Source organism: Burkholderia sp. BCC0397 (assembly GCF_902832865.1).
Classification (GTDB): domain Bacteria; phylum Pseudomonadota; class Gammaproteobacteria; order Burkholderiales; family Burkholderiaceae; genus Burkholderia.
In genome coordinates, this window is the sequence record NZ_CADFDL010000001.1 from 143171 (window position 1) to 161921 (window position 18751).

18 protein-coding genes are annotated in these 18751 nt (G+C 68.4%); 7 read left to right on the forward strand and 11 right to left on the reverse strand.

Translation table 11 applies throughout. The annotated features are described in order from the left end of the window. Positions 1-16: 16 nt before the first annotated feature. Together HWX03_RS00680 and HWX03_RS00685 are read right to left on the reverse strand one after the other, a co-directional pair. Positions 17-1804 carry a sensor histidine kinase gene (locus HWX03_RS00680; protein ID WP_175869886.1) on the reverse strand — a complete coding sequence of 596 codons (1788 nt, stop codon included), beginning with the start codon at positions 1802-1804 and terminating at the stop codon, positions 17-19. Beyond that, positions 1801-2448, reverse strand: coding sequence for a response regulator transcription factor (locus HWX03_RS00685; protein ID WP_174388928.1), 648 nt, complete (start codon positions 2446-2448; stop codon positions 1801-1803). The genes HWX03_RS00680 and HWX03_RS00685 overlap by 4 nt, the downstream gene beginning before the upstream one ends. A 325-nt stretch (positions 2449-2773) precedes the next feature. On the opposite strand from HWX03_RS00685, the gene HWX03_RS00690 reads away from it, so the two are divergent. Continuing rightward, a complete protein-coding gene (locus HWX03_RS00690; RefSeq protein ID WP_174388929.1) occupies positions 2774-3226 on the forward strand; it encodes a hypothetical protein in 453 nt (150 codons plus the stop codon). A 115-nt stretch (positions 3227-3341) separates the two neighbouring features. Continuing rightward, on the forward strand, positions 3342-5360 hold the full coding sequence (locus HWX03_RS00695; RefSeq protein ID WP_175869887.1) for an LssY C-terminal domain-containing protein: 2019 nt from the start codon (positions 3342-3344) through the stop codon (positions 5358-5360). A 24-nt stretch (positions 5361-5384) separates the two neighbouring features. On the opposite strand, the gene HWX03_RS00700 is transcribed toward HWX03_RS00695, so the two are convergent. The 5 genes from HWX03_RS00700 to HWX03_RS00720 all read right to left on the reverse strand — a co-directional run bounded on the left by HWX03_RS00700 (position 5385) and on the right by HWX03_RS00720 (position 11214). Further along, positions 5385-5714, reverse strand: coding sequence for a transcriptional regulator (locus HWX03_RS00700; protein WP_006479699.1), 330 nt, complete (start codon positions 5712-5714; stop codon positions 5385-5387). Beyond that, complete coding sequence (locus HWX03_RS00705) at positions 5711-6025, reverse strand: type II toxin-antitoxin system RelE/ParE family toxin (protein WP_175870488.1); 315 nt, start codon at positions 6023-6025, stop codon at positions 5711-5713. The genes HWX03_RS00700 and HWX03_RS00705 overlap by 4 nt, the downstream gene beginning before the upstream one ends. A gap of 316 nt (positions 6026-6341) precedes the next feature. Continuing rightward, positions 6342-6848: a protein tyrosine phosphatase gene (locus tag HWX03_RS00710; RefSeq protein WP_244132550.1), complete on the reverse strand. Its 507-nt coding sequence runs from the start codon at positions 6846-6848 to the stop codon at positions 6342-6344. Positions 6849-7058: 210 nt separating this feature from the next. Next, positions 7059-9509: an alpha/beta hydrolase fold domain-containing protein gene (locus tag HWX03_RS00715; RefSeq protein WP_175869888.1), complete on the reverse strand. Its 2451-nt coding sequence runs from the start codon at positions 9507-9509 to the stop codon at positions 7059-7061. Next, positions 9496-11214, reverse strand: coding sequence for a GMC family oxidoreductase N-terminal domain-containing protein (locus tag HWX03_RS00720; RefSeq protein WP_175869889.1), 1719 nt, complete (start codon positions 11212-11214; stop codon positions 9496-9498). Before HWX03_RS00720 ends, HWX03_RS00715 begins: the two co-directional genes overlap by 14 nt. Positions 11215-11477: 263 nt before the next feature. Here HWX03_RS00720 and HWX03_RS00725 point away from each other — a divergent pair, with 263 nt between their 5' ends. Beyond that, positions 11478-12509: an AraC family transcriptional regulator gene (locus HWX03_RS00725; RefSeq protein ID WP_174429297.1), complete on the forward strand. Its 1032-nt coding sequence runs from the start codon at positions 11478-11480 to the stop codon at positions 12507-12509. 68 nt (positions 12510-12577) lie between these two features. After that, on the forward strand, positions 12578-13087 hold the full coding sequence (locus HWX03_RS00730) for an N-acetyltransferase (protein WP_174429296.1): 510 nt from the start codon (positions 12578-12580) through the stop codon (positions 13085-13087). Between the two features lie 16 nt (positions 13088-13103). On the opposite strand, the gene HWX03_RS00735 is transcribed toward HWX03_RS00730, so the two are convergent. The 3 genes from HWX03_RS00735 to HWX03_RS00740 form a co-directional block, all read right to left on the reverse strand. Beyond that, on the reverse strand, positions 13104-14057 hold the full coding sequence (locus HWX03_RS00735; RefSeq protein WP_175869890.1) for a leucyl aminopeptidase: 954 nt from the start codon (positions 14055-14057) through the stop codon (positions 13104-13106). A gap of 58 nt (positions 14058-14115) precedes the next feature. Continuing rightward, positions 14116-14238 (reverse strand): hypothetical protein, encoded by a 123-nt coding sequence (locus HWX03_RS37165; RefSeq protein ID WP_006479692.1) that lies wholly within the window; start codon positions 14236-14238, stop codon positions 14116-14118. 405 nt (positions 14239-14643) lie between these two features. After that, on the reverse strand, positions 14644-15099 hold the full coding sequence (locus HWX03_RS00740; RefSeq protein ID WP_174429294.1) for an Lrp/AsnC family transcriptional regulator: 456 nt from the start codon (positions 15097-15099) through the stop codon (positions 14644-14646). A gap of 116 nt (positions 15100-15215) precedes the next feature. On the opposite strand from HWX03_RS00740, the gene HWX03_RS00745 reads away from it, so the two are divergent. Beyond that, the gene (locus HWX03_RS00745) at positions 15216-15761 is read left to right on the forward strand and encodes an alpha/beta hydrolase (RefSeq protein ID WP_175869891.1); all 546 of its coding nucleotides are present in this window, start codon (positions 15216-15218) and stop codon (positions 15759-15761) included. A gap of 187 nt (positions 15762-15948) precedes the next feature. Next, positions 15949-17199, forward strand: coding sequence for a YbfB/YjiJ family MFS transporter (locus HWX03_RS00750; RefSeq protein WP_175870489.1), 1251 nt, complete (start codon positions 15949-15951; stop codon positions 17197-17199). Between the two features lie 11 nt (positions 17200-17210). On the opposite strand, the gene hpaC is transcribed toward HWX03_RS00750, so the two are convergent. After that, a complete protein-coding gene (gene hpaC, locus HWX03_RS00755) occupies positions 17211-17756 on the reverse strand; it encodes a 4-hydroxyphenylacetate 3-monooxygenase, reductase component (RefSeq protein ID WP_175869892.1) in 546 nt (181 codons plus the stop codon). A 358-nt stretch (positions 17757-18114) separates the two neighbouring features. On the opposite strand from hpaC, the gene HWX03_RS00760 reads away from it, so the two are divergent. Then, positions 18115-18747, forward strand: a complete 633-nt coding sequence (locus HWX03_RS00760; protein ID WP_174429291.1) for a response regulator — start codon at positions 18115-18117, stop codon at positions 18745-18747. Positions 18748-18751 lie beyond the last annotated feature (4 nt).

Genomic DNA, 18751 nt, shown 5'->3' on the forward strand with positions numbered 1-18751 from the left:
GTCCGCTTCCCCCGATCTACCCCCGCGCAACCCCGCCCCCGCCATGCGCGACCGCGACGGGCGCCGGCGACAGCGGAATCTCGACCTCGACCGTCGTGCCTTCGCCGAGCGTCGTCGCGATCCGCAGCGTGCCGCCGACCAGATACGCACGCTCGCGCAACCCCACCAGCCCGAACGAACCCGACTTGCGCGGCACCGCGGGATCGAAGCCCGCGCCGTCGTCGCGTATCGTCAGCGCGATCGCTTCGCCGCCGCACACGAGCTCGACGTCCGCATGCGACGCGGCCGCGTGCCGGGCGACATTCGCGAGCGCTTCCTGCGCGATGCGGAACACGGCGGTCGCATACGGCTCGTCGAGTTGCAGCTCGGGCGGCTCGACATGCAGCGCGCACGCAATCCCGTGACGGTGCCGGAAATCCTCCACGAGCCATTGCATCGCCGCCGCGAAGCCTAGATCGTCGAGCATCAGCGGGCGCAGGTCCGACGCGATGCGGCGTGTCGCGGCCACCGCGCCGCGCGCGAGCGCATGCATCGCCGCGATCTTGCGTGCGAGCGCCGCGTCGTCCTGCGGCACGTGGTCGATCAGCCATTCGAGATCGTTCTTCAACGTCGCGAGCGTCTGCGCCAGTTCGTCGTGCAGTTCGCGCGCGATGCGGCGCTGCTCGGCTTCGCGTGCGCTGGCGCTGATCGCGGCAATCTCGCGTAACGCCTCGCGCGACGTCTGCAATGCGCGCTCCGCGCGCACGCGCTCCTCGACTTCGCGCCGCAGGTCGCGGTTCGACGCACTCAGTTGTGCGGTGCGCGCGGCGACGCGCTGTTCGAGCCGTTCGTTCGCATCGTTCAACTGCGCACTTTTCTGCACGACGAGCAGGTGCTGGTAGCGTGCGCCGGCCAGCGCGCGCACCGTCTGCGCATGCAGTCGGCCGTTCTCGAACAGCATCGCGAACAGTACGACGCCCGACGCGACGAGGCCGTACGCGCGCCCCGCATAGAAGCCGAGATCGAAGCGCCCGTGATTCAGCATCGCCGACAGCGCGATGTCGAACAGCCACGCGACGAGTACCGTCATCACCCATAAGTCGAGCACGGAATGGCGCCGCCGCTGCCGCCACATCAGCATCAGTGCGACGAGGTTCAACCCCCAGACGACCGTGATCGCGTTCGTCATCGTCGCGGTCATCCGGTTGCCGCTCATGATGCGCGGCAGCAGGTCGTGGCCGGCGGTCGCGAGCAGCGCGAGCGCGACCGTCGCGCCGACCGCGGCCGCGATGCAGAGGACGACCGGAATCGCCGCACGGCGCTGCGGGGCAGGGGCAGGGCGCCTGCGCGACGTCGCGCGTAGCAGCGCGTACGCGGCGACCGACAGCGGAAAGCCGCCATGCCAGAACAGGTACAGCCATGCGGTGGTCTGTTCGCCGGCGCCGAGCAGGCCGGTCGGCGCGAACAGGCCGGGGAAGGTCAGCATGTGCGTGCCGGCCATGAACGCCGTGAACAGATAGCCGCCGGCCAGCACGAGCAGCGGCTTCTCGCGCAGGATCGCGTACTGGCCGAACAGCAGGCCGGCCGTCACCATGTCGTTGACGACGATCGCCGACTGGTACACGGGAATGAACGCCCAGCCCGGCGCGAGCGGCATGGCCGCGAACGGCGCGAGCGCGGCGAAGATCACGGCCGATACGAGTACCGTCGCGAGCGCGAGCCGCCGCTCGCGCCGGCCCGGCGGCAGCGACGACATGAACAGGCGCGACGTGTCCGGATCGTCGTCATCCGGCGGCGCGGGCGGGAAGCGGAAGGCGGCCATCATGCGTCGTCGGCTCCGAGGTCGAGATCGTGGCGCACCGTGTAGCGGACCAGTGCGGCTTCGTGCGGCAGCTCCATCTTCTCGAGGATCCGCGTCTTGTACGTGCTGACCGTCTTCGCGCTCAGCGCGAGTTCGGACGCGATCTGCGTGACGGTCTGACCCGCGACGATGCGGCGCATCACGTCGAGCTCGCGCGCGGACAGCCGCTCGTGCGGCAGGGCCTGAGCCGGCGCGCGCAGCGTGTGAGCGAGGCTTTCGGCCGCGGACGGGCTCACGTAGACGCCGCCCGCCGCCACCTTGCCGACCGCTTCGACGAGCTCGGCGGTCGCACTGTCCTTCGTCAGGTAGCCGGTCGCGCCGGCCTTGAACGCACGTGCCGCGTACTGCGCTTCCGCGTGCATCGTCAACACCAGCGTGCGCAGCGACGGCGCATGGCGCTTGACCAGCCGGATCAGCTCGATGCCGGTCGGCGCGGGCATCGACAGGTCGAGCAGCAGCACGTCGGCGGCCGCGCGCTCGGCCAGCGCGAGCGTGCCCGAGCCGTCGCTCGCCTCGCCGACGATCTCGAAACCGCCGGCCCTCTCCAGGATGTGACGCAGTCCGTCCCGCATGACTGCGTGATCGTCAGCCAGAATTACCCTGATCATCTTCCAGCGATCCTCTTCGGGATGACGCCGCGAGTTGCTGTCGTTGCTGTCCGGGTTGTCGCCGCGGCCGTTCTTCTGATCAATATATGCCCCCGAACCCGAAAACGGTACGCGTTCGCGAAATTTTCGGGATGGTTGATCGCGGAATGCGCACTGAAACGAAATAATTTCAGGGACAGGGTACGGGGCGGAGCGCATGCGAATCAGGGTATTCCCGGATGGGCGTTGCAGCCGGTGCGGCATCACCGGAACCACCCCGCGAACCGTTCCGATTCGGGACTAAACTGGTGCCTGATGCCATCTACGCGAACCGAGGAGCCCCGCAATGATCGACCTTGCCGATATCCTGCCGTCCGCACTGCCCGCCGCCGTCGCCTGGGCCGAAGCCGAGGCGGCGCGCGGAATCGCGCAGGGCGCGCCGCTGACGCCCGGGCAAGCCGACGACGCGCGCACGGTGGGCGTCGCGCAGCCGGAGCGGATCCGCGTGGTGGCGGTCGACCGCATGCCGTTTCCCGAGACGCCAACGCTTGCCGCGATCGCGCGCGATACGGGGCTGCTGTCGCCCGGGACGATCGGCCTCACGCTTGGTCACGCGGTGTACGTGCTGCGCGGGCAGGACACACGCCGCCTGCTGACCCACGAATTCCGTCATGTGCATCAATACGAGGCCGCCGGCTCGATCGGCGCGTTTCTTGCTCGCTATCTGCACGAGATCGCGACGGTCGGCTACCACGACGCGCCGCTGGAGGCCGACGCGCGGCAACACGAGTTCGATTGACACCAGCCCCCTGACCCAGACGCCGGCGCGAGCGTGCGCATGTCGCGATGAACGTATCCAATGCCCCTGCCGGCCCGGTGTTCGCGCACCGGACCGCACCGTTCGGGAGTGTGCGATGAGCGACACGATCCATGCGTGGATCGGTGCGATCGGCGCGCATCCGCTGCTCGTGCTGGCGATCGTGTTCGTGGCCGCCTGCGCCGAGGCGATCGCGCTGATCGGCACGATCGTGCCGGCCGGCGCCGTGATGTTCGCGGCCGGTGCGCTGATCGGCGCGGGCGCGCTCGACGCGTGGGCGACGATCGGCATCGCGGCCGTCGGCGCGGTGATCGGCGACGGGATCAGCTACGAACTCGGGCGGCATTACCGCGGGATGATCCGCAACGCGTGGACGCGCTTCGGCTATGGGAGCGCCTACGCGCGCGGCGAGGAATTCGTGCTGCGTCATGGCATGAAGAGCATCGTGCTCGCGCGCTTTCTCGCGCCGGTGCGGGCGGTCGTGCCGGTCGTCGTCGGCTGCGCGACGCTGCCGCGCCGGTCGTTCTATCCGGTCAACGTGATCTCGGCGCTCGTGTGGGCGCCTGTCCATATTGCGCCCGGCATCCTGTTCGGCGCGTCGGCCGCGCTGGCCGCGGCGATCAGCGTGCGGGTCGCCGCGATCCTGCTGGTCGTGGCCGCGCTGGTCGCACTCGTGTGGATCGGCGTGCGCGTCGCGCTGCGGCGCGGCTGGCCGTTGTTGTGCCGTGCGCTCGCCGAAGCCGTGCATGCATGCACGCGCCGCTGGCCGCGGTTGGGCGCGCGGCTGCACGACGGGATCGCCTACCTGCGCGGGTTGCCGGGCGCGGTGCCCGTGCTCGCGCTGTTGTTCATCGGCTGCGTGTGGCTGTTCGCGAGGATCGTGCAGGACGTCGTCGCGAACGATCCGCTGATGCATGCGGACATCGCGCTATACGCGTTCCTGCAGAACCTGCGCACGCCGCCCGTCGACGCCGCGATGAGCGCGCTCGCCGTGCTGCACGGACACGACACGGGGCTGATCGTCGCGGCCGCGTTTCTCGTCTGGCTGATGATCCATCGCTGCTGGCTGACGGCTGCATGGTGGCTCGCGACGGTCGGCGTCGCCGTCGCGCTCGTGCTGGTGTTCGGCGCGGGCGTGCCCGGCGCGACGCCCGCGAGCCTGCCGCCCGGCGCGCTGCACGTGCCGCTGCCCGACGCCGATGCCGCCTTCGCGATCCTCGCGAGCAGCGGCCTCGGCTGGGCGCTGACGCGCGACCGGCCCGCGCTGTGGCGCATTCCGGTCGTGACGGCGGTCGTGCTGTGGATCGTGCTCGGCGGCTTTGCGCGGCTGTACGCCGGCGATACCTGGCTGTCGGGTTTGCTGGGCGGATGGAGCCTCGGGCTCGCGTGGTTCGCGTTGCTTGCCGGCGCCTATGCGTACTGGCGCGTGCGTGAGCATGTGCAGCCGCGAGGCGCGCTCGTCGCGGTCGTCGTCGTGCTCGCGACGGCCGGCGTATGGACGGTGCCCGCGCAATGGCAGCTCGATCGCGCGGCGCGTCCGCATGTCGGCGATGTGGTCGCGATGACCGTCGACCAGTGGCTGCGCGGCGGGTGGCAGCGCGTGCCGACGCGGCGCACCGAGATCGGCGGCGACCGCGAGGAATATCTGCCGCTGCAATGGAGCGCGACGTCGGACACGCTCGACCGCCATCTCGCGCAGGCCGGCTGGCAGCGCGCGACGCCGTGGTCGCCGGCCACCGCGCTGCGCTGGCTGTTGCCGCAAGCGCCGGCCGACACGCTGCCGGTGCTGCCGCGCTACACGCATGGCGAAAGCACGCGGCGCGTGTTCGTCCGCGTCGATCCGGCCCGCCCGGAAAGCCGCTTCGTGCTGCGGTTGTGGCGTTATCCGTACGTGCTGCAGGATGCGCTCGGCATGCGGCCGCTGTGGTACGGCGCGCTGTATCGCGAAACACTGCGCCGGCCGGTGCGGCTGATGACGATCGTGCACACGACGACGATCGACGATGCGGCGGCGATTGCGCAGGCGCTCGCGGTCGAGCCGACGATCGCGCATCCGCCGGCGGGGACGACGGCCGCGCCGGACGCGATGCTGCTGGTCTGGATGGTCACGCCGTGAGGGGGCCGGCGCGTGGTGCGCCGCTTACGCGTGCGACGGCTGCGCGGGAACGACGGACAGGCGCAGGCCGACCGTCTTGAGCACCGCGAGCAGGGTTTTCAGCGTCGGGTTGCCGTTCGGGGACAGCGTGCGATACAGCGATTCGCGGCTGATGCCGGCTTCGGCCGCGACCGCGCCGAGCCCGCCGTACGCTTCCGCGACCGTGCGCAGCGCGAGCAGGCCGGCCGCGCGGTTGTCGGGATCGTCGAGCGATTCCATCGCGACGCGCAGATAGGCGACCGCGAGTTCGCGGTCGGCGCCGAGTTCGGCGACTTCCGCATCGTGGTGCGATACCGCGCCTTTGAGCTTGTTCATGTTTGCCTCCGTTTCCAGTTCGACCAGTGTTCCTTGGCGCGCCTGATGTCGTCGGACTGACTGGCCTTGTCGCCGCCGAACAGCAGCAGCACCAAGGCGCCGCCGTGCCGGCCGAAGTACACGCGGTAGCCGGCGCCGACATGGACGCGCAGTTCGATCACACCTTCGCCGACCGGCTCGCAATCGCCGAAGTTGCCGGTCTGCACGCGGCGCAGGCGTTCGCGAATCCGTGCCTGCGCGACCTTGTCGCGCACGGCGTTGAGCCATTCCGTGAAAGGCTCGCGACCGTCGTCGCGCTGATAGCGAAGCAGTTCGAACTTGGAGAGCGTTGTAACTTATAAACTACAAAAAGGGTAACTGGAACGAAACGGTTCGCATCGCAATGGCCGGGTGGCCGACGCGCATGCGGCGTCTTCTTGGTTCGGGATTTGACGGCGGGAGCGCTGGCTTCCCGGACGACGATCATTCTTTCATCCGGGATGGCGCATGACGATTCGGCCAAATGGCCGGTATCGATGGAGTGATGAGGGGAGACGTACGCCGAGACGGGGAGCGCGAGGGAATGAAGGATGGGGCGGAAAATCTGCCGGTACGCCGCGCGTGCTGCGAGCCGGCAGATGGTGTGAATTACTGCTGCGCCGGCGCGGCCGTCGCGACCTTGTCGAGCGCGGCCGGGATGTACGTGTCGAGTTGCGCGGTCACCGATTCGTAGAAGTCGATCGGCTTGCCCCATGCGTCGGGCACGTCGAGGTGTTTCCCGGTCGCATACTCGGCCAGCGTGAACACCTTGCCGGCGGCCGACGGATAGAGCGCGAGCACCTTTTCCCGGTGCTTGTCGGTCATCGTGAGGATGACGTCCGAATGCTTGACGTCGTTCGCGTTCAACTGCACCGAGCGGTGCGCGGACGTGTCGATCCCGCGCTGCTTCATCAGGATCACGCCGTTCTCCTCCGGCTTTTCGTCGTACGGATCCTCATCGACCGCGCGCGAGATCACCGCGACATGCGCGTGGCGCTGCGCGATCAACTGGCCGGCAATCGCTTCGGCCATCACGCTGCGCCCGGTGTTGCCGGTATCGACGAACGCGACCTTCTTCGGTTCGTCGGCGAATGCCGACGCAGCAGAGCAGTGCAAGCGCGTTGAGGGTGTGCCTTCTTTTCATGATGTCTCCGCCAGGGTGGGATGGTTGTCGCCCCGGCGGCGCGCCGGGGTTTGCGGGAGATCATGGCGGCCGCATGCGGCGGAAAAAAATAAACGACCGGTTTTCGCAAGTCGGTGTCGCTTCGTTGCAAGCGGGTACGACGATCGGACATGCGCTGATCGTCGTGCGTCCTCGTTTCATCGTCATGCCGTCGTGGCGACGCGTTCCGACGCAAACTTCGCCAACGTACGCAACGCATTCCGCGCCGAGTGCAAGTAAAACGCCTGCAGATGAAACACATGCCAGCGCGCCGCATGAATCTCCAGCCGGCACGGCACGCCGCACGCGTGTGCATGCTCCGCGAGCCGCTGCGCATCGGACAGCAGCACTTCCTGGTCGCCGGCCTGGATCAGCATCGGCGGCAGGCCGCGCAGGTCGGTGTCGAGCGGCCCGCGCGCCGCGCTGGAGCCCGTGCCGTGATACCAGCGCAGTCCCTGTTCGAGCCAGCCGCGCCGGATCATCGGATCGTCGTGGCGGCGCGAGGCCAGCGTCGCGCCGCTGAGCGCCGGGTCGGTCACGGGCGAGATCAGCAGCAGTGCGGCGGCAGCCGGCTCGCCGCGCTCGCGCAGCGCGATGGCGAGCGCCAGCGCCAGCGCGCCGCCGGCCGAGTCGCCGGCGATCACGATCCGGTGCGGCGCATAACCCTGCGTGCGCATCGCGTCGTATGCGGCCAGCGCGTCGTCGAGCGCGGCTGGGCTCGGATGCTCGGGCGCGAGCCGGTAATCGGGCACCCACACCGGCAGGCCCGCATCGTTCGCGAGGCGCGTCGTCACGCCGCGATGCGTATGCGGCCCGCCGAGACAAAACGCGCCGCCGTGCAGATAGAGGATCGCGCCACCCGTATCGCCGCGTTTCGGCGCGACGACTTCGACCGGCACACGCTGCGCCGACGTGCGGTAGCGCAGCGTGCCGCCCGCGCCGGGCATCAGCGGCGACAGCAGCGCGACGACGCGGCGCTGCATGCGCGCGCCGAACGGCGGCCCGATCAGCGGCCGGAACGCGACGCGCAGGAAACCGCGTAGCGAAGCGGCCGTGACGGCTTCGAGTCCGCCGGCGGGCGGCGCGACCACCGTGCCGTGCATCGGCGCGACCGACCCGGGCAGCGGCTGCGACAAGCGGTACGCGGACATGCCGGTGAAGCGCGTGATCCACCGGTAGGTCAGCGTGAAGCCCGGCCAGTTCGTGCTGTTGTGCCCCGACGCATCGACGTACCAACTCTTGCAACGGCTCCACACCGACCCTTCGAGCCGCTGCTGCACGTGCACGTTGAAACGCCGGTAGCGGTGCGCGTCGACGTCGATCTCGCGCGCGCCGTCGCGACGCATCGCCTGCACGCAGCGCATCACGTGCGCGATCTGGCTTTCGAGCATGTAGACGATCGAGTTGTGACCGAGGTTGGTGTTCGGGCCGTACAGCATGAAGAAGTTCGGAAAGCCGGGTACGGTGAGCCCGAGATACGCCTGCGCGCCGCGTCGCCATGCATCGTTCAGGTCGATGCCGCCGCGGCCCGTGATGCGCATCGGCGACAGGAATTCGGTCGCCGCGAACCCCGTGCCGTAGACGATCGCGTCGACGGGATGATGCACGCCGTCGACGGTCTCGATTCCGTCCTCGGTCACGCGCCGGATCGGCTGCGTGACGAGTTCCACATGGTCGCGGCTCATCGCGGCGAGATAGTCGCTCGACAGCAGGATGCGTTTGCAGCCGACCGGATAATCGGGCGTGAGCCGTGCGCGTAGCGCGAGGTCCGGCACGTCGCGCGCGAGCAGCTTGCGAAATGGCCGGCCGACCGCAACCTTCATCAACCCGTGCAGGCGCGTGAACGCGATCGCACGCGCTTCGTAGCGCAGGTAGATCGATGCGCGATGCAGTTTCATCGCCGTCGGCAGCCGGCGAAACAGCGTCTTTTCCCACGGGCGATACGCGCGGTCGGGGCGCGGCATCACATAGGCCGGCGAGCGCTGGAATACGGTCAGGCGCTGCACGTCACCGGCGATCGCCGGAACGAACTGGATCGCCGAGGCACCGGTGCCGACCACGGCCACACGTTTGCCGGCGAGCGCGTAATCGTGATCCCAGTGTGCGGAGTGGAACGCACGGCCGCGAAACGTGTCGATGCCGGGCAGGTTCGGCATGGCGGGGCGGCTCAACTGGCCGGTGCCGCTGACGAGCAGCGCGGCGCTCAGCGTCGTGCCGTCGCGCAGCGTGACGTGCCACAGCGCACCGGCTTCGTCGTAGCGTGCGTGTTCGACTTCGGCGCCGAAGCGCAGATAGCGTGCGAGACCGTACTTGCGCGCGCAGTGTTGCAGGTACGCAAGAATTTCAGGCTGCGGCGCGAACACGTGCGACCACGCGGGATTGGGTTCGAACGAGAACGAGTACAGGTGCGAAGGCACGTCGCACGCGGCGCCCGGGTAGCGGTTGTCGCGCCACACGCCGCCGACGTCGTGCGAGCGTTCGACGATCACGAAATCGTGAATGCCGGCGCGCTGCAGCGCAACCGCCATGCCGATGCCGGCGAAGCCGGCGCCGATGATGATCGCCGCAAGCGGTGTGGTGGAGCCGGCGGAACGGGAAGGATCAGGCGACAGCATGGCGGGTTTCCTCGGGCTGGTCGGCATCGTGCGCGGCGTGGGTTGCAAGGGTAGGGTCGCAATCCGTCGATGTCCTGACGGTTTCTTCCGTATGCCGTCGCGCCGGCACGCGGCACACGCCGCGCATCAGGTCGACGGCCTTCTCGGCGATCATGATCGTCGGCGCGTTGGTGTTGCCGCCGATGAGCGTCGGCATCACCGATGCATCGACGATGCGCAGCCCTTGCAGGCCATGCACGCGCAGTTGCGGATCGACGACGGCGAGCGCGTCGTGCCCCATCCGGCAGGTGCCGACCGGGTGATAGACGGTGTCGGTGCGTCGCCGTAGCACGTCGCGGATCTCGTCGTCGGTCGTCACGTTCGCGGTGAACAGGTCGCGCGTGGCCCAGCTGGCGAGCGCCGGTGCATCCATCAAGCGACGCGTGATGCGGAAGCCCGCGACCAGGTCGTCGAGATCGCGCGGATCGTCGAAGAACGCGGGATCGATGCGCGGCGCCGCGAGCGGATCGGCGCTGTTCAGCGTGACCGAGCCGCGGCTGCGCGGCCGCAACAGGCACACGTGGCACGACAGTCCGTGGCCGGCATGCCGCTTGCGCGCATGGTCGTCGACGAGCGCGACGACGAAATGCAGCTGGATGTCCGGCACGGCAAGATCGGCACGCGTTTTCAGGAAACCGCCGCCTTCCGCGAAGTTCGACGTCAGCATCCCGCGTCGTTCGCGGCGAAAGCGGGCGAATTCGCGCAGCATGCGCAGTCCGCCGCGAACGGACACGCCCATCGTGTCGACGCTGCGCGTGCGGTAGCCGAAGATGAAATCCGGATGATCCTGCAGGTTGCGGCCGACGCCCGGCAGATCGGCCTGTACGGCGATGCCGAGCTGCTGGAGTTCGCGGCCTGGGCCGACGCCCGACAGCATCAGCAACTGTGGCGTCTGCAACGCGCCGGCCGCGAGCACGACTTCGCGCCGCGCGCGCAGCGTGCGGACTTCACCGTGCTGCCGCACTTCGATGCCGGTTGCACGCGTGCCGTCGAACAGGATGCGCAGCACCTGCGCATGCGTCTCGACCTTCAGGTTGTCGCGGCGCCCGACGTGCGGCAGCAGGTACGCGCGCGCCGCGCTCCATCGTTCGCCGTGCTTCTGCGTGACCTGGTAGATCCCGATGCCTTCCTGCTGCGCGCCGTTGAAATCGTCGGTGAGCGGCAGGCCGGCCTGTTGTGCGGCTTCCAGATAGCGCGCGTGAAACGGGTTGCCGGTGCGCAGGTCGCTGACCCACAGCGGGCCGTCGCGGCCGTGCCAGGCATCGTCGAAGCGCTCGTTGTGCTCGCTCAGGCGGAAGTACGGCAGCACGTCGTCGTACGCCCAGCCTTCGTTGCCGAGCGCGGCCCACCCGTCGTAGTCGGCGCGATGGCCGCGGATATAGACCATCGCGTTGATCGCCGACGAACCGCCAAGCGTCCTGCCGCGCGGCTGATAGCCGATGCGCCCGCCGAGCCCCGGCTGCGGCACCGTGTCGAACGCCCAGTTGTTCAGGCGGGTCGGCATCATCGCGACCGCGCCGATCGGCACGTTGACGACCGCGCTGTCGCCGCGGCCGCCGGCCTCGAGCACGCAGACGGTCACGGCCGGGTCCTCGGTCAGCCGGCCTGCGACGACGCAACCGCCCGACCCGCCACCGACCACGATGTAGTCGAAAGTCTTGCTCATGGAATCGTCTCCTTTCTTTGGTAATCGGTGGGTCACGCGATGCGTGTCGGCATGCGGGCACAGGCGGCGCGCCGGCGGGCGAAGCGGGCGGCGGGATCGGTCGGGCGACTCGGTCGCATGGTGTCTCCTCCTGGGGCGATGGCGTCGTTCGGGCGACGGCTGGATGACGCCGATGGTGCGGGCCGCATGGGAAAACACCAATGCTGCTTGGGGACAATTGTTTTAGTATTTGGGCCAAATCGGCGCTTCGAGGGTTTCTCCGCATGAGCTTCTGGGATTTCACCCGGAGTCCGGCCAGCGCCCGGTTGCTGGTCGATTTCGGCGACGAACGCGGCGTGCCGCATGCCACGCTGCTGGCCGGCACGGGCCTCGCGAGCGCGCAGCTCGACGACCCGAAAGTCGAGGTGACGGCCGCGCAGGAGCTGCGGCTGACCGCCAACCTGCTCCGCGCGCTCGGCCGGGCACAGGGCCTCGGGTTCGAGGTCGGTCAGCGTTACCACTTCTCCGCGTACGGCGTGTGGGGCTACGGGCTGATCGCGAGTGCGACCGGGCGCGATGCGCTCGCGCTGGCGATGCGCTTTTTGCCGCTCACGTATGCGTACACCGTCATTACGTACCGTGAGGCCGCTGACACCGGCGTGCTCAACTTCGGCGCGCCGGAACTCGACGCCGACCTGAGCCGGTTCCTCGTCGAGCGAGACATGACGGCCGCGGCCGTGCTGCTGCAGGAAATCGCCAGCGGCGATTTCGCGTTGTCGCGCTTCACGCTGCAGGCCGCGCGTTCGCCGGCGCTCGCCGCGCCGCGCATCGCCGGCATCGAGCCGACGTTCTCGGCGCGTGCGAACAGCCTCGCGTTCGATCGCGCGTTCCTCGACCTGCCGCTGCCGCATGCGAATCCGCTGACGGTGTCGATGTGCGAGCAGATGTGCGGGCAACTCGTCGAAGCGCGGCGTGCACGCGTGGGCACGTCGGAGATGGTGCGCCAGTACCTGAACTCGACACCCGGCAGCGCGCCGTTCTCGCTCGAGGACATGGCACGGCTGATGAACACGAGTCCGCGCACGCTCAAGCGGCGGTTGCAGGAGGAGGGCACGACGTTTCGCGCGCTGCTCGCGCAGACGCGCGGGGCGATGGCCGAGACGCTGCTCGGCGATGCGCGGCTGTCGCTCGCGGACGTGGCCGAGCGGCTCGGCTTCAGCGATCTCTCCAGTTTCTCGCAGGCGTTCAAGCGCTGGTACGGCGTGCCGCCGGGCGCGTATCGCAGCACGGCGCGGCGAGAAGGCGACCCGCGATGAATCGCGGTACGATCGCTCGCTCGCTTGCTTGCCTTGCCTGTCGACATCACCCTCACGAGAGACCCCGCATGATCACGATCCGCCCGATGACCGACGACGATTTCGCACGCTTCTGGCCGACCTACCACGCCATCGTTTCTGCTCAGGAAACCTACGCATTCGATCCCGAACCGACGCCGGAAGCGGCACGCGCCCTGTGGCTCGACGCGCCGCTCTGCACGTGGATCGCCGAGGAGGACGGCGTGGTGCTCGGCTCGTACTTTCTGAAGGCGAACGCGGCCGGGCCCGGCAAGCATGTGAGCAACTGCGGCTACATGGTGAGCGAGGCCGCGCGCGGACGCGGCGTCGCGCGCCTGATGTGCGAGCACTCGCAGCAGGTGGCGCGCGAGCGCGGTTTCCTCGCGATGCAGTTCAATTCGGTGGTCGCGACGAACGAGGTCGCGGTCGCGCTGTGGCAGAAGCTGGGATTCGAGATCGTCGGCCGGCTGCCGCGCGCATACCGTCACGCGCGGCTCGGCTTCGTCGACTGCTTCGTGATGTTCAAGTGGCTCGGCGACGCGGCCGCCGCCGAAGCCTGAGCAGCCCGCCGCTGCGTCAGACGGCGAACGCGCCGTCGAACACGATCCGTTCGTCGAGCGCGAGCGTGCCGCGCGCGAAGATCAGGTCGAGATGGTGGCTGCCGTTTTCGCCGCCGCCGAGCCCGAGATGCAGCCCAGGGTGGCGTTCCTCGAACCCCGCGTTGCGGCCGTACAGGCCGCGGATGCCGAGGTTCGTGCCGATGCCGAATTCCTCGATCCGCCGATGATTCGCGTGCCGGTCGAGATAGGTCGAGAAATCGCGCCGGAAGCCCGCATCGTCGGTGTCGAAATCGACGATCGTGCTGTGCTCGACATGCAGCGTCGCGAGCCGCTCGGCCACCTTGTACTTGATCGCGAACGGCACGGTGCCGAGAAACGTGCCGCTGAACACGACGGTGCCGTTCAGGTCGGTCACGTGCGTCGCGATCTCGCCGGGCACGACGTCGAGGTTGCCCATGCCGTCCACGCTCGTCCATTTCTGGTCCGGCGCGAGCGAGCCCGCGAGCGTGTTGCCGGCTTCGTCGATGAAGCGGATCTGCGACGCGCGTGCGGCGGCCTCGATCAGCCGGCCGTTGCGCGCGGCGATGTCGTCGAGCGATTCGGCGAACGCCTCGTCGAGGTGCGGGCCGTAATCCTTGAATAAAACCGACTTGCTCCAGTGCTCGACGATCGCGGGGCGAATCGCAGCGAGGAACGGCGGCCCGCTCGGCGATGGCGTCGGCAGGCACGACGAGTCGTACAGCAGCACGAACAGGTCGGCGTCGTTGAGCGCGGCGGCAATGTCGGCGGGCGGGGTGCTTTCGAGGCAGAGGGTGGTCGCGTCGAGCGAATCGGGCAGGGCGGAAAAGGCGCGCAACGCGATGTCGCGGTTGCGGGTGTCGTAGCCGACCAGCAGTTTTCCCGATTCGCCGCGTGCCAGCTTGTCGCGCAGCGCCGGGTGAAAACCGAGCGCGCGGTGCAGGTTCAGCATGCGTATCTCCGGAAGCGGCGGAAGGGCCGCGGCCCTTCCGCGAGAACGGGTGGCCCGCTCAGACCGGCCAGAGCGCGGTGCCGAACGGCACCACGGCGTCCTCGACCATCATGTCGACGGCCTCGGGGTGCGTGTCTTCCTGCATCCAGTCAAGCAATTCGATTTGCTGGGTTTCCTGCATGTCAATTCTCCTGTGGTGAACATGAGTGATTCAACATGAAAGCGCGGCAAAAATAGTGCCGCTCCTCGTTCCGCATTTTGTGAATGCCGGACGAGTGGCGTCGATATTAGTCTGATGAATTTGCGAATGCAATGCGTTGCAGGATTTTTAGCAGAAGCGTGCTAAACACGGAGAGTTTGCGATTTTCAGATCGAAAGAGCCGAATAAAACGAGTGAAGATCGCGCATCATTTTTTTTAGCAAATGGAATCAGGATCGACGAAAGGGATGCGATTATTTTTAATTAAAATTCAATTGCCCGGATTGATGCGATTTATGTCATTCACGAAAGCCGCATGCGCGATCGTCAGGCGCTCGAACCGCTCCGCTGATTTCACGCGCCACGCAGTCGGTCCGCGTGCGCTCGTCAACCGAGCAGCGCCTTTCCGATCGCCTTGGTCGGTTCGGAGTGCAGCACCAGCGAAGTCGTGACCGCGCCGAAGCGGGCAATCGCGTCGATGAGGGTTTCGAGCTGGCCCGGTGTCGGCACCAGCACCTTCAGCAGAAAGCAGTCCTCGCCGGTCATGCGGTGGACTTCGATGACATGCGGCATCTCGGCGAACGTGTGCAGCGCCGGTTTGATGTGCTCGTGAGTCGTTTTGAGCCGGATGATGGCCATCATGCCCAACCCCAGCGCCGCCGGATCGATCCGCGCGCCATAGCCGGCGATGATGCCCCGTTCTTCCAGCCGCTTGACGCGCTCCGAGGTGGCGGGCTGCGACAGCCCGATGCGCCTGCCCACTTCCGACAGCGGCGTTCGCGCGTTGTCCTGCAGCGCTTCGAGGATCGCAAGATCCAGGCGATCGAGTGCTTCGTCCGGCATGACGGTCCTCCAGTACCGTTGATTCATCGGCATTTTGTCTCAATAACCGATGACTTGCCATTCCATGCCGATCGGCGCCCCGTCACACTGCGGGCTTCCGTTGATGGAGGAGAGTGATGGATCAAGCGATCGTGATCGTGCCGGGTATCGGCAATTCGGGACCGGATCATTGGCAGAGTCATTGGGAGACGGCATTTCCCCGCGCCGCACGCATCGCGCCGGCTTCGTGGGATGCGCCCGACCTGGCCGACTGGACGGCGGCGCTGGACGCGGCCGTCGCGAACGCCGGGGCGCCTCCGCTCGTGATTTGTCATTCGTTGGGCTGTCTGTTGTTCGCGCATTGGCATGCCGTGTCGGCGCGCGCGGTGCGTGGCGCGTTCCTCGTGGCCGTGCCCGACCCGGAAGGGCCGCGTTTTCCGGTTGCCGCCGCCACGTTCGCGAACCTGCCGAGCAGTCGGTTCGATCGCTTGCCGGTGCTTGCGATCGCGAGCGCGGACGATCCGTACGACCCGTTGGGGCGCGCGCTCGAATGGGTAACGGAACAGGGCGCGACGCCGCTTCTGCTCGGCGCATACGGCCATTTGAACGCGGCGTCTGGGCTGGCCGGATGGGCCGAAGGGCGCGCGTTGCTTGCGGCGTTTGCGGCCGGACTCGGGCGGTAGTGCGTGCCGGCGCCGGCCGGTATTCCGCGTTTTCCGGCCGTCGCGCCCGTCGCGCCGGAGAGCGGGAACCGGGCACACCGGCCGTCGGCTTTTTGCCGCCTGCGCGCGCCGGTTTCACGGCGGCTCCAGTATGATCGACCGACGGCGGCGGAAGCCCCGGAATCAAACAACGATGGAGACACCCCCGATGCGCGCAGTGCCGCAACCGGAGCGTGGCGGCCGCTCGCGGCCGGACGCCGGCGCAACCGATCCCGGCCGCATGGCCGCGTGGCGGCTCGCGATCTGCCTGTCGCTCGGCAGTGCGATCGCGCTCGGCCTCGCGCGCTTTTCGTATGCGCTGCTGCTGCCGCCGATGAAGGCCGATCTCGGCTGGACATTCGCGCAGGCCGGCGCGCTGAATACGGCGAACGCGGCCGGCTACCTGATCGGCGCGCTCGCATTCCCGCTGTTGTCGCGGCGCTGGCGCGCGGGCACGCTGCTCGCGGCCGGCTGCGGGCTGACCGCCGGGCTGATGGCCGCGGGCGGGTTCACTTCGGACATGCACGCGCTGCTCGCGCAGCGGCTGGCGACGGGTATCGGCAGCGCGTTGATCTTCATCAGCGGCGGCGTGCTGGCCGCGCGGCTCGCATCCGCATCGCCGCGCGATGCGGGGCTGCTGCTCGGCCTCTATTACGGCGGCACCGGATGGGGCATCGTCGCGTCGTCGCTGCTCGTGCCGGCCACGCTCGTGCCACGCGTGCACGGCTGGCAGCCCGCGTGGTTCGCACTCGCAACGGCGTGCGCGCTGTTCTCGGCGGCGGCCGTGGCGGCCGCGTTTCGCATCGAGCGCGTGCATGCGGCGCCGGCGAGACAGGCCGGCGGCGCGACACCGGCGGCGACCGCGAGCCCGGCCCGCTTCGCGCTCGCGCTGGCCGGCTACGGCCTGTTCGGCGTCGGCTATATCGGCTACATGACGTTCATCGTCGCGCTGCTGCGCGGCGCGGGGATGAGCGGCACGGTGGTCGCCGCGTTCTACGTGATGCTCGGGATCGCGACCGTCGTGTCGGCGCGGCTGTGGTCGGGGCTGCTCGACCGGATGCGCGGCGGCCAGGCGCTCGCGGTGCTCAACGCGCTGCTCGGCGTCGCGACGCTGATGCCCGCGCTGTTCGTGCATCCGGCTGCCGCGTTCGCATCGGGCTTGCTGTTCGGCGCGACGTTCCTGTCGGCGGTTGCGTCGACGACGGCCTTCGTGCGGCACAACCTGCCGGCCGATGGCTGGGCGAAGGGGATCAGCGCATTCACGACGGTCTTCGCGTTCGGGCAGATCGCGGGGCCGGTCGCGATCGGCTGGGTGTCGGACAGTGCGGGGCTGGCGCGCGGGCTCGTGTACTCGGCGCTGACGCTGTTCGCGGGCGCGGCATTCGCGGCCGGGCAGCGCGCGCTGCGTCCGTCCGCGTAGTCAGGTGCCGGTCACCGTACGCATGCGGTGCGCGACACGCGATGAAATGCGCGGCTGAAGTAGATGAGGCTGTCGCCATCGTCGCGCACGCGAATCGACGTCGCCTCGATGAACATCACCGAATGCGAGCCGACTTCCTTCATCTCGGCAATCGTGCCCTGCAGGCTCGCGAGCGCATCGCGCAGCACCGGCACGTCCTGTTCGCCGCGATCCCACACGGGCAACTCGAAGCGTTGTTCCATCGGCAGGTCGGTGAGCCCTGCGAAGTGTCGTGCGAGCAACTCGTGCTCGGCCGGCAGCACGTTGATGCAGACATGACGGTTGCGCTCGAAGGTTGCGCGCATCGCGCTCGACCGGTTCAGGCACACGAGCAGCGTCGGCGGCGCATCGGTGACGGAGCACACGGCGCTCGCGGTGATTCCGCAGCGGCCGTGCGGCCCCGCGGTGGTGATCACGTTGACGGCCGCGCCGAGGTGGGCCATCGCCTGGCGGAAGGCCTTCTGCGCGTCGGTCGGTTCGACGCGCGCCGGTCGCTGGATATCGGACGTGGAAGACATGGGCGCTCCTGGTTGGACGAAAGCGGCGAACCGCGCGGCGCTGCCGGTGCAGCGCCGGATCGCCGACGATGACCCAAGCGTACGTCGCGAAAATGCGGCCGACCATTCGCACGATTGGCGATCAAGATGGCGTTCCTGCCGACGCATCTAAAGGTTCTACCTAGATGCGCGCCATCGCGTGCGAAAAAAACCGCGATTGTGCGTTCGTGCGGCACGTGAAGGGGTATTCAGCGGGTTTTCGGCTCGTTATGATGTGCCGCACACCCCCAGCGAACGACGCTCGCGACAGGCCGGCCACCGGCCTTGCGCGGCGCGTGCGATACCGATACCCATACCGATATTCAGCGAGACAGCCGCGATGACGTCACCCGCACCGATCGTATACATCGTCGACGACGACAGCGGCATGCGGACGTCGCTCGCGTGGTTGCTCGAATCGGTCGGCATCGCGTCCGAAGGGTTCGCGAACGCCGCCGACTTTCTCGCCCGCTTCGACGTGAGCCTGCCCGCGTGCCTCGTGCTCGACGTGCGGATGCCGGAGAAAAGCGGCTTCGACGTGCAGGCCGAGCTGAATGCGCGCGGCGCGACGCTGCCGGTGATTTTCGTCAGCGGGCACGGCGACATTCCGATGTCGGTGCGCGCGCTGCAGAACGGCGCGATCGATTTCGTCGAGAAGCCGTACAACTCGCAGCAGATGCTCGAGCGCGTGCAGCGTGCGCTGCGGCTCGCGCAGCAGCGGCACGCGGTGAGCCAGCGCCACCGCGAGCTGCGCCAGCGGCTCGATGCGCTGACCGCGCGCGAGAAGGAAGTGCTGCGCGGCGTCGTGGACGGCAAGGGCAGCAAGCAGATCGCATCGGATCTGTCGATCAGCGTGAAGACCGTCGACGTGCATCGCGCGAGCATCAAGGAGAAGCTCGGCGCGACGTCGATCGCCGCGCTGGTGCGCGACGTGATGGTCGTGTGGGGCGACGACGGGGCGTCGTCGCGATAGGGCC

What these genes read in the sequence shown, in the direction of transcription:
- HWX03_RS00680 (WP_175869886.1), bottom strand. Translation starts at nt 1,804, where the DNA reads ATGATGGCCGCCTTCCGCTTCCCGCCCGCGCCGCCGGATGACGACGAT.
- HWX03_RS00685 (WP_174388928.1), bottom strand. Translation starts at nt 2,448, where the DNA reads ATGATCAGGGTAATTCTGGCTGACGATCACGCAGTCATGCGGGACGGA.
- HWX03_RS00690 (WP_174388929.1), top strand. Translation starts at nt 2,774, where the DNA reads ATGATCGACCTTGCCGATATCCTGCCGTCCGCACTGCCCGCCGCCGTC.
- HWX03_RS00695 (WP_175869887.1), top strand. Translation starts at nt 3,342, where the DNA reads ATGAGCGACACGATCCATGCGTGGATCGGTGCGATCGGCGCGCATCCG.
- HWX03_RS00700 (WP_006479699.1), bottom strand. Translation starts at nt 5,714, where the DNA reads ATGAACAAGCTCAAAGGCGCGGTATCGCACCACGATGCGGAAGTCGCC.
- HWX03_RS00715 (WP_175869888.1), bottom strand. Translation starts at nt 9,509, where the DNA reads ATGCTGTCGCCTGATCCTTCCCGTTCCGCCGGCTCCACCACACCGCTT.
- HWX03_RS00720 (WP_175869889.1), bottom strand. Translation starts at nt 11,214, where the DNA reads ATGAGCAAGACTTTCGACTACATCGTGGTCGGTGGCGGGTCGGGCGGT.
- HWX03_RS00725 (WP_174429297.1), top strand. Translation starts at nt 11,478, where the DNA reads ATGAGCTTCTGGGATTTCACCCGGAGTCCGGCCAGCGCCCGGTTGCTG.
- HWX03_RS00730 (WP_174429296.1), top strand. Translation starts at nt 12,578, where the DNA reads ATGATCACGATCCGCCCGATGACCGACGACGATTTCGCACGCTTCTGG.
- HWX03_RS00735 (WP_175869890.1), bottom strand. Translation starts at nt 14,057, where the DNA reads ATGCTGAACCTGCACCGCGCGCTCGGTTTTCACCCGGCGCTGCGCGAC.
- HWX03_RS37165 (WP_006479692.1), bottom strand. Translation starts at nt 14,238, where the DNA reads ATGCAGGAAACCCAGCAAATCGAATTGCTTGACTGGATGCAGGAAGAC.
- HWX03_RS00740 (WP_174429294.1), bottom strand. Translation starts at nt 15,099, where the DNA reads ATGCCGGACGAAGCACTCGATCGCCTGGATCTTGCGATCCTCGAAGCG.
- HWX03_RS00745 (WP_175869891.1), top strand. Translation starts at nt 15,216, where the DNA reads ATGGATCAAGCGATCGTGATCGTGCCGGGTATCGGCAATTCGGGACCG.
- HWX03_RS00750 (WP_175870489.1), top strand. Translation starts at nt 15,949, where the DNA reads ATGCGCGCAGTGCCGCAACCGGAGCGTGGCGGCCGCTCGCGGCCGGAC.
- hpaC (WP_175869892.1), bottom strand. Translation starts at nt 17,756, where the DNA reads ATGTCTTCCACGTCCGATATCCAGCGACCGGCGCGCGTCGAACCGACC.
- HWX03_RS00760 (WP_174429291.1), top strand. Translation starts at nt 18,115, where the DNA reads ATGACGTCACCCGCACCGATCGTATACATCGTCGACGACGACAGCGGC.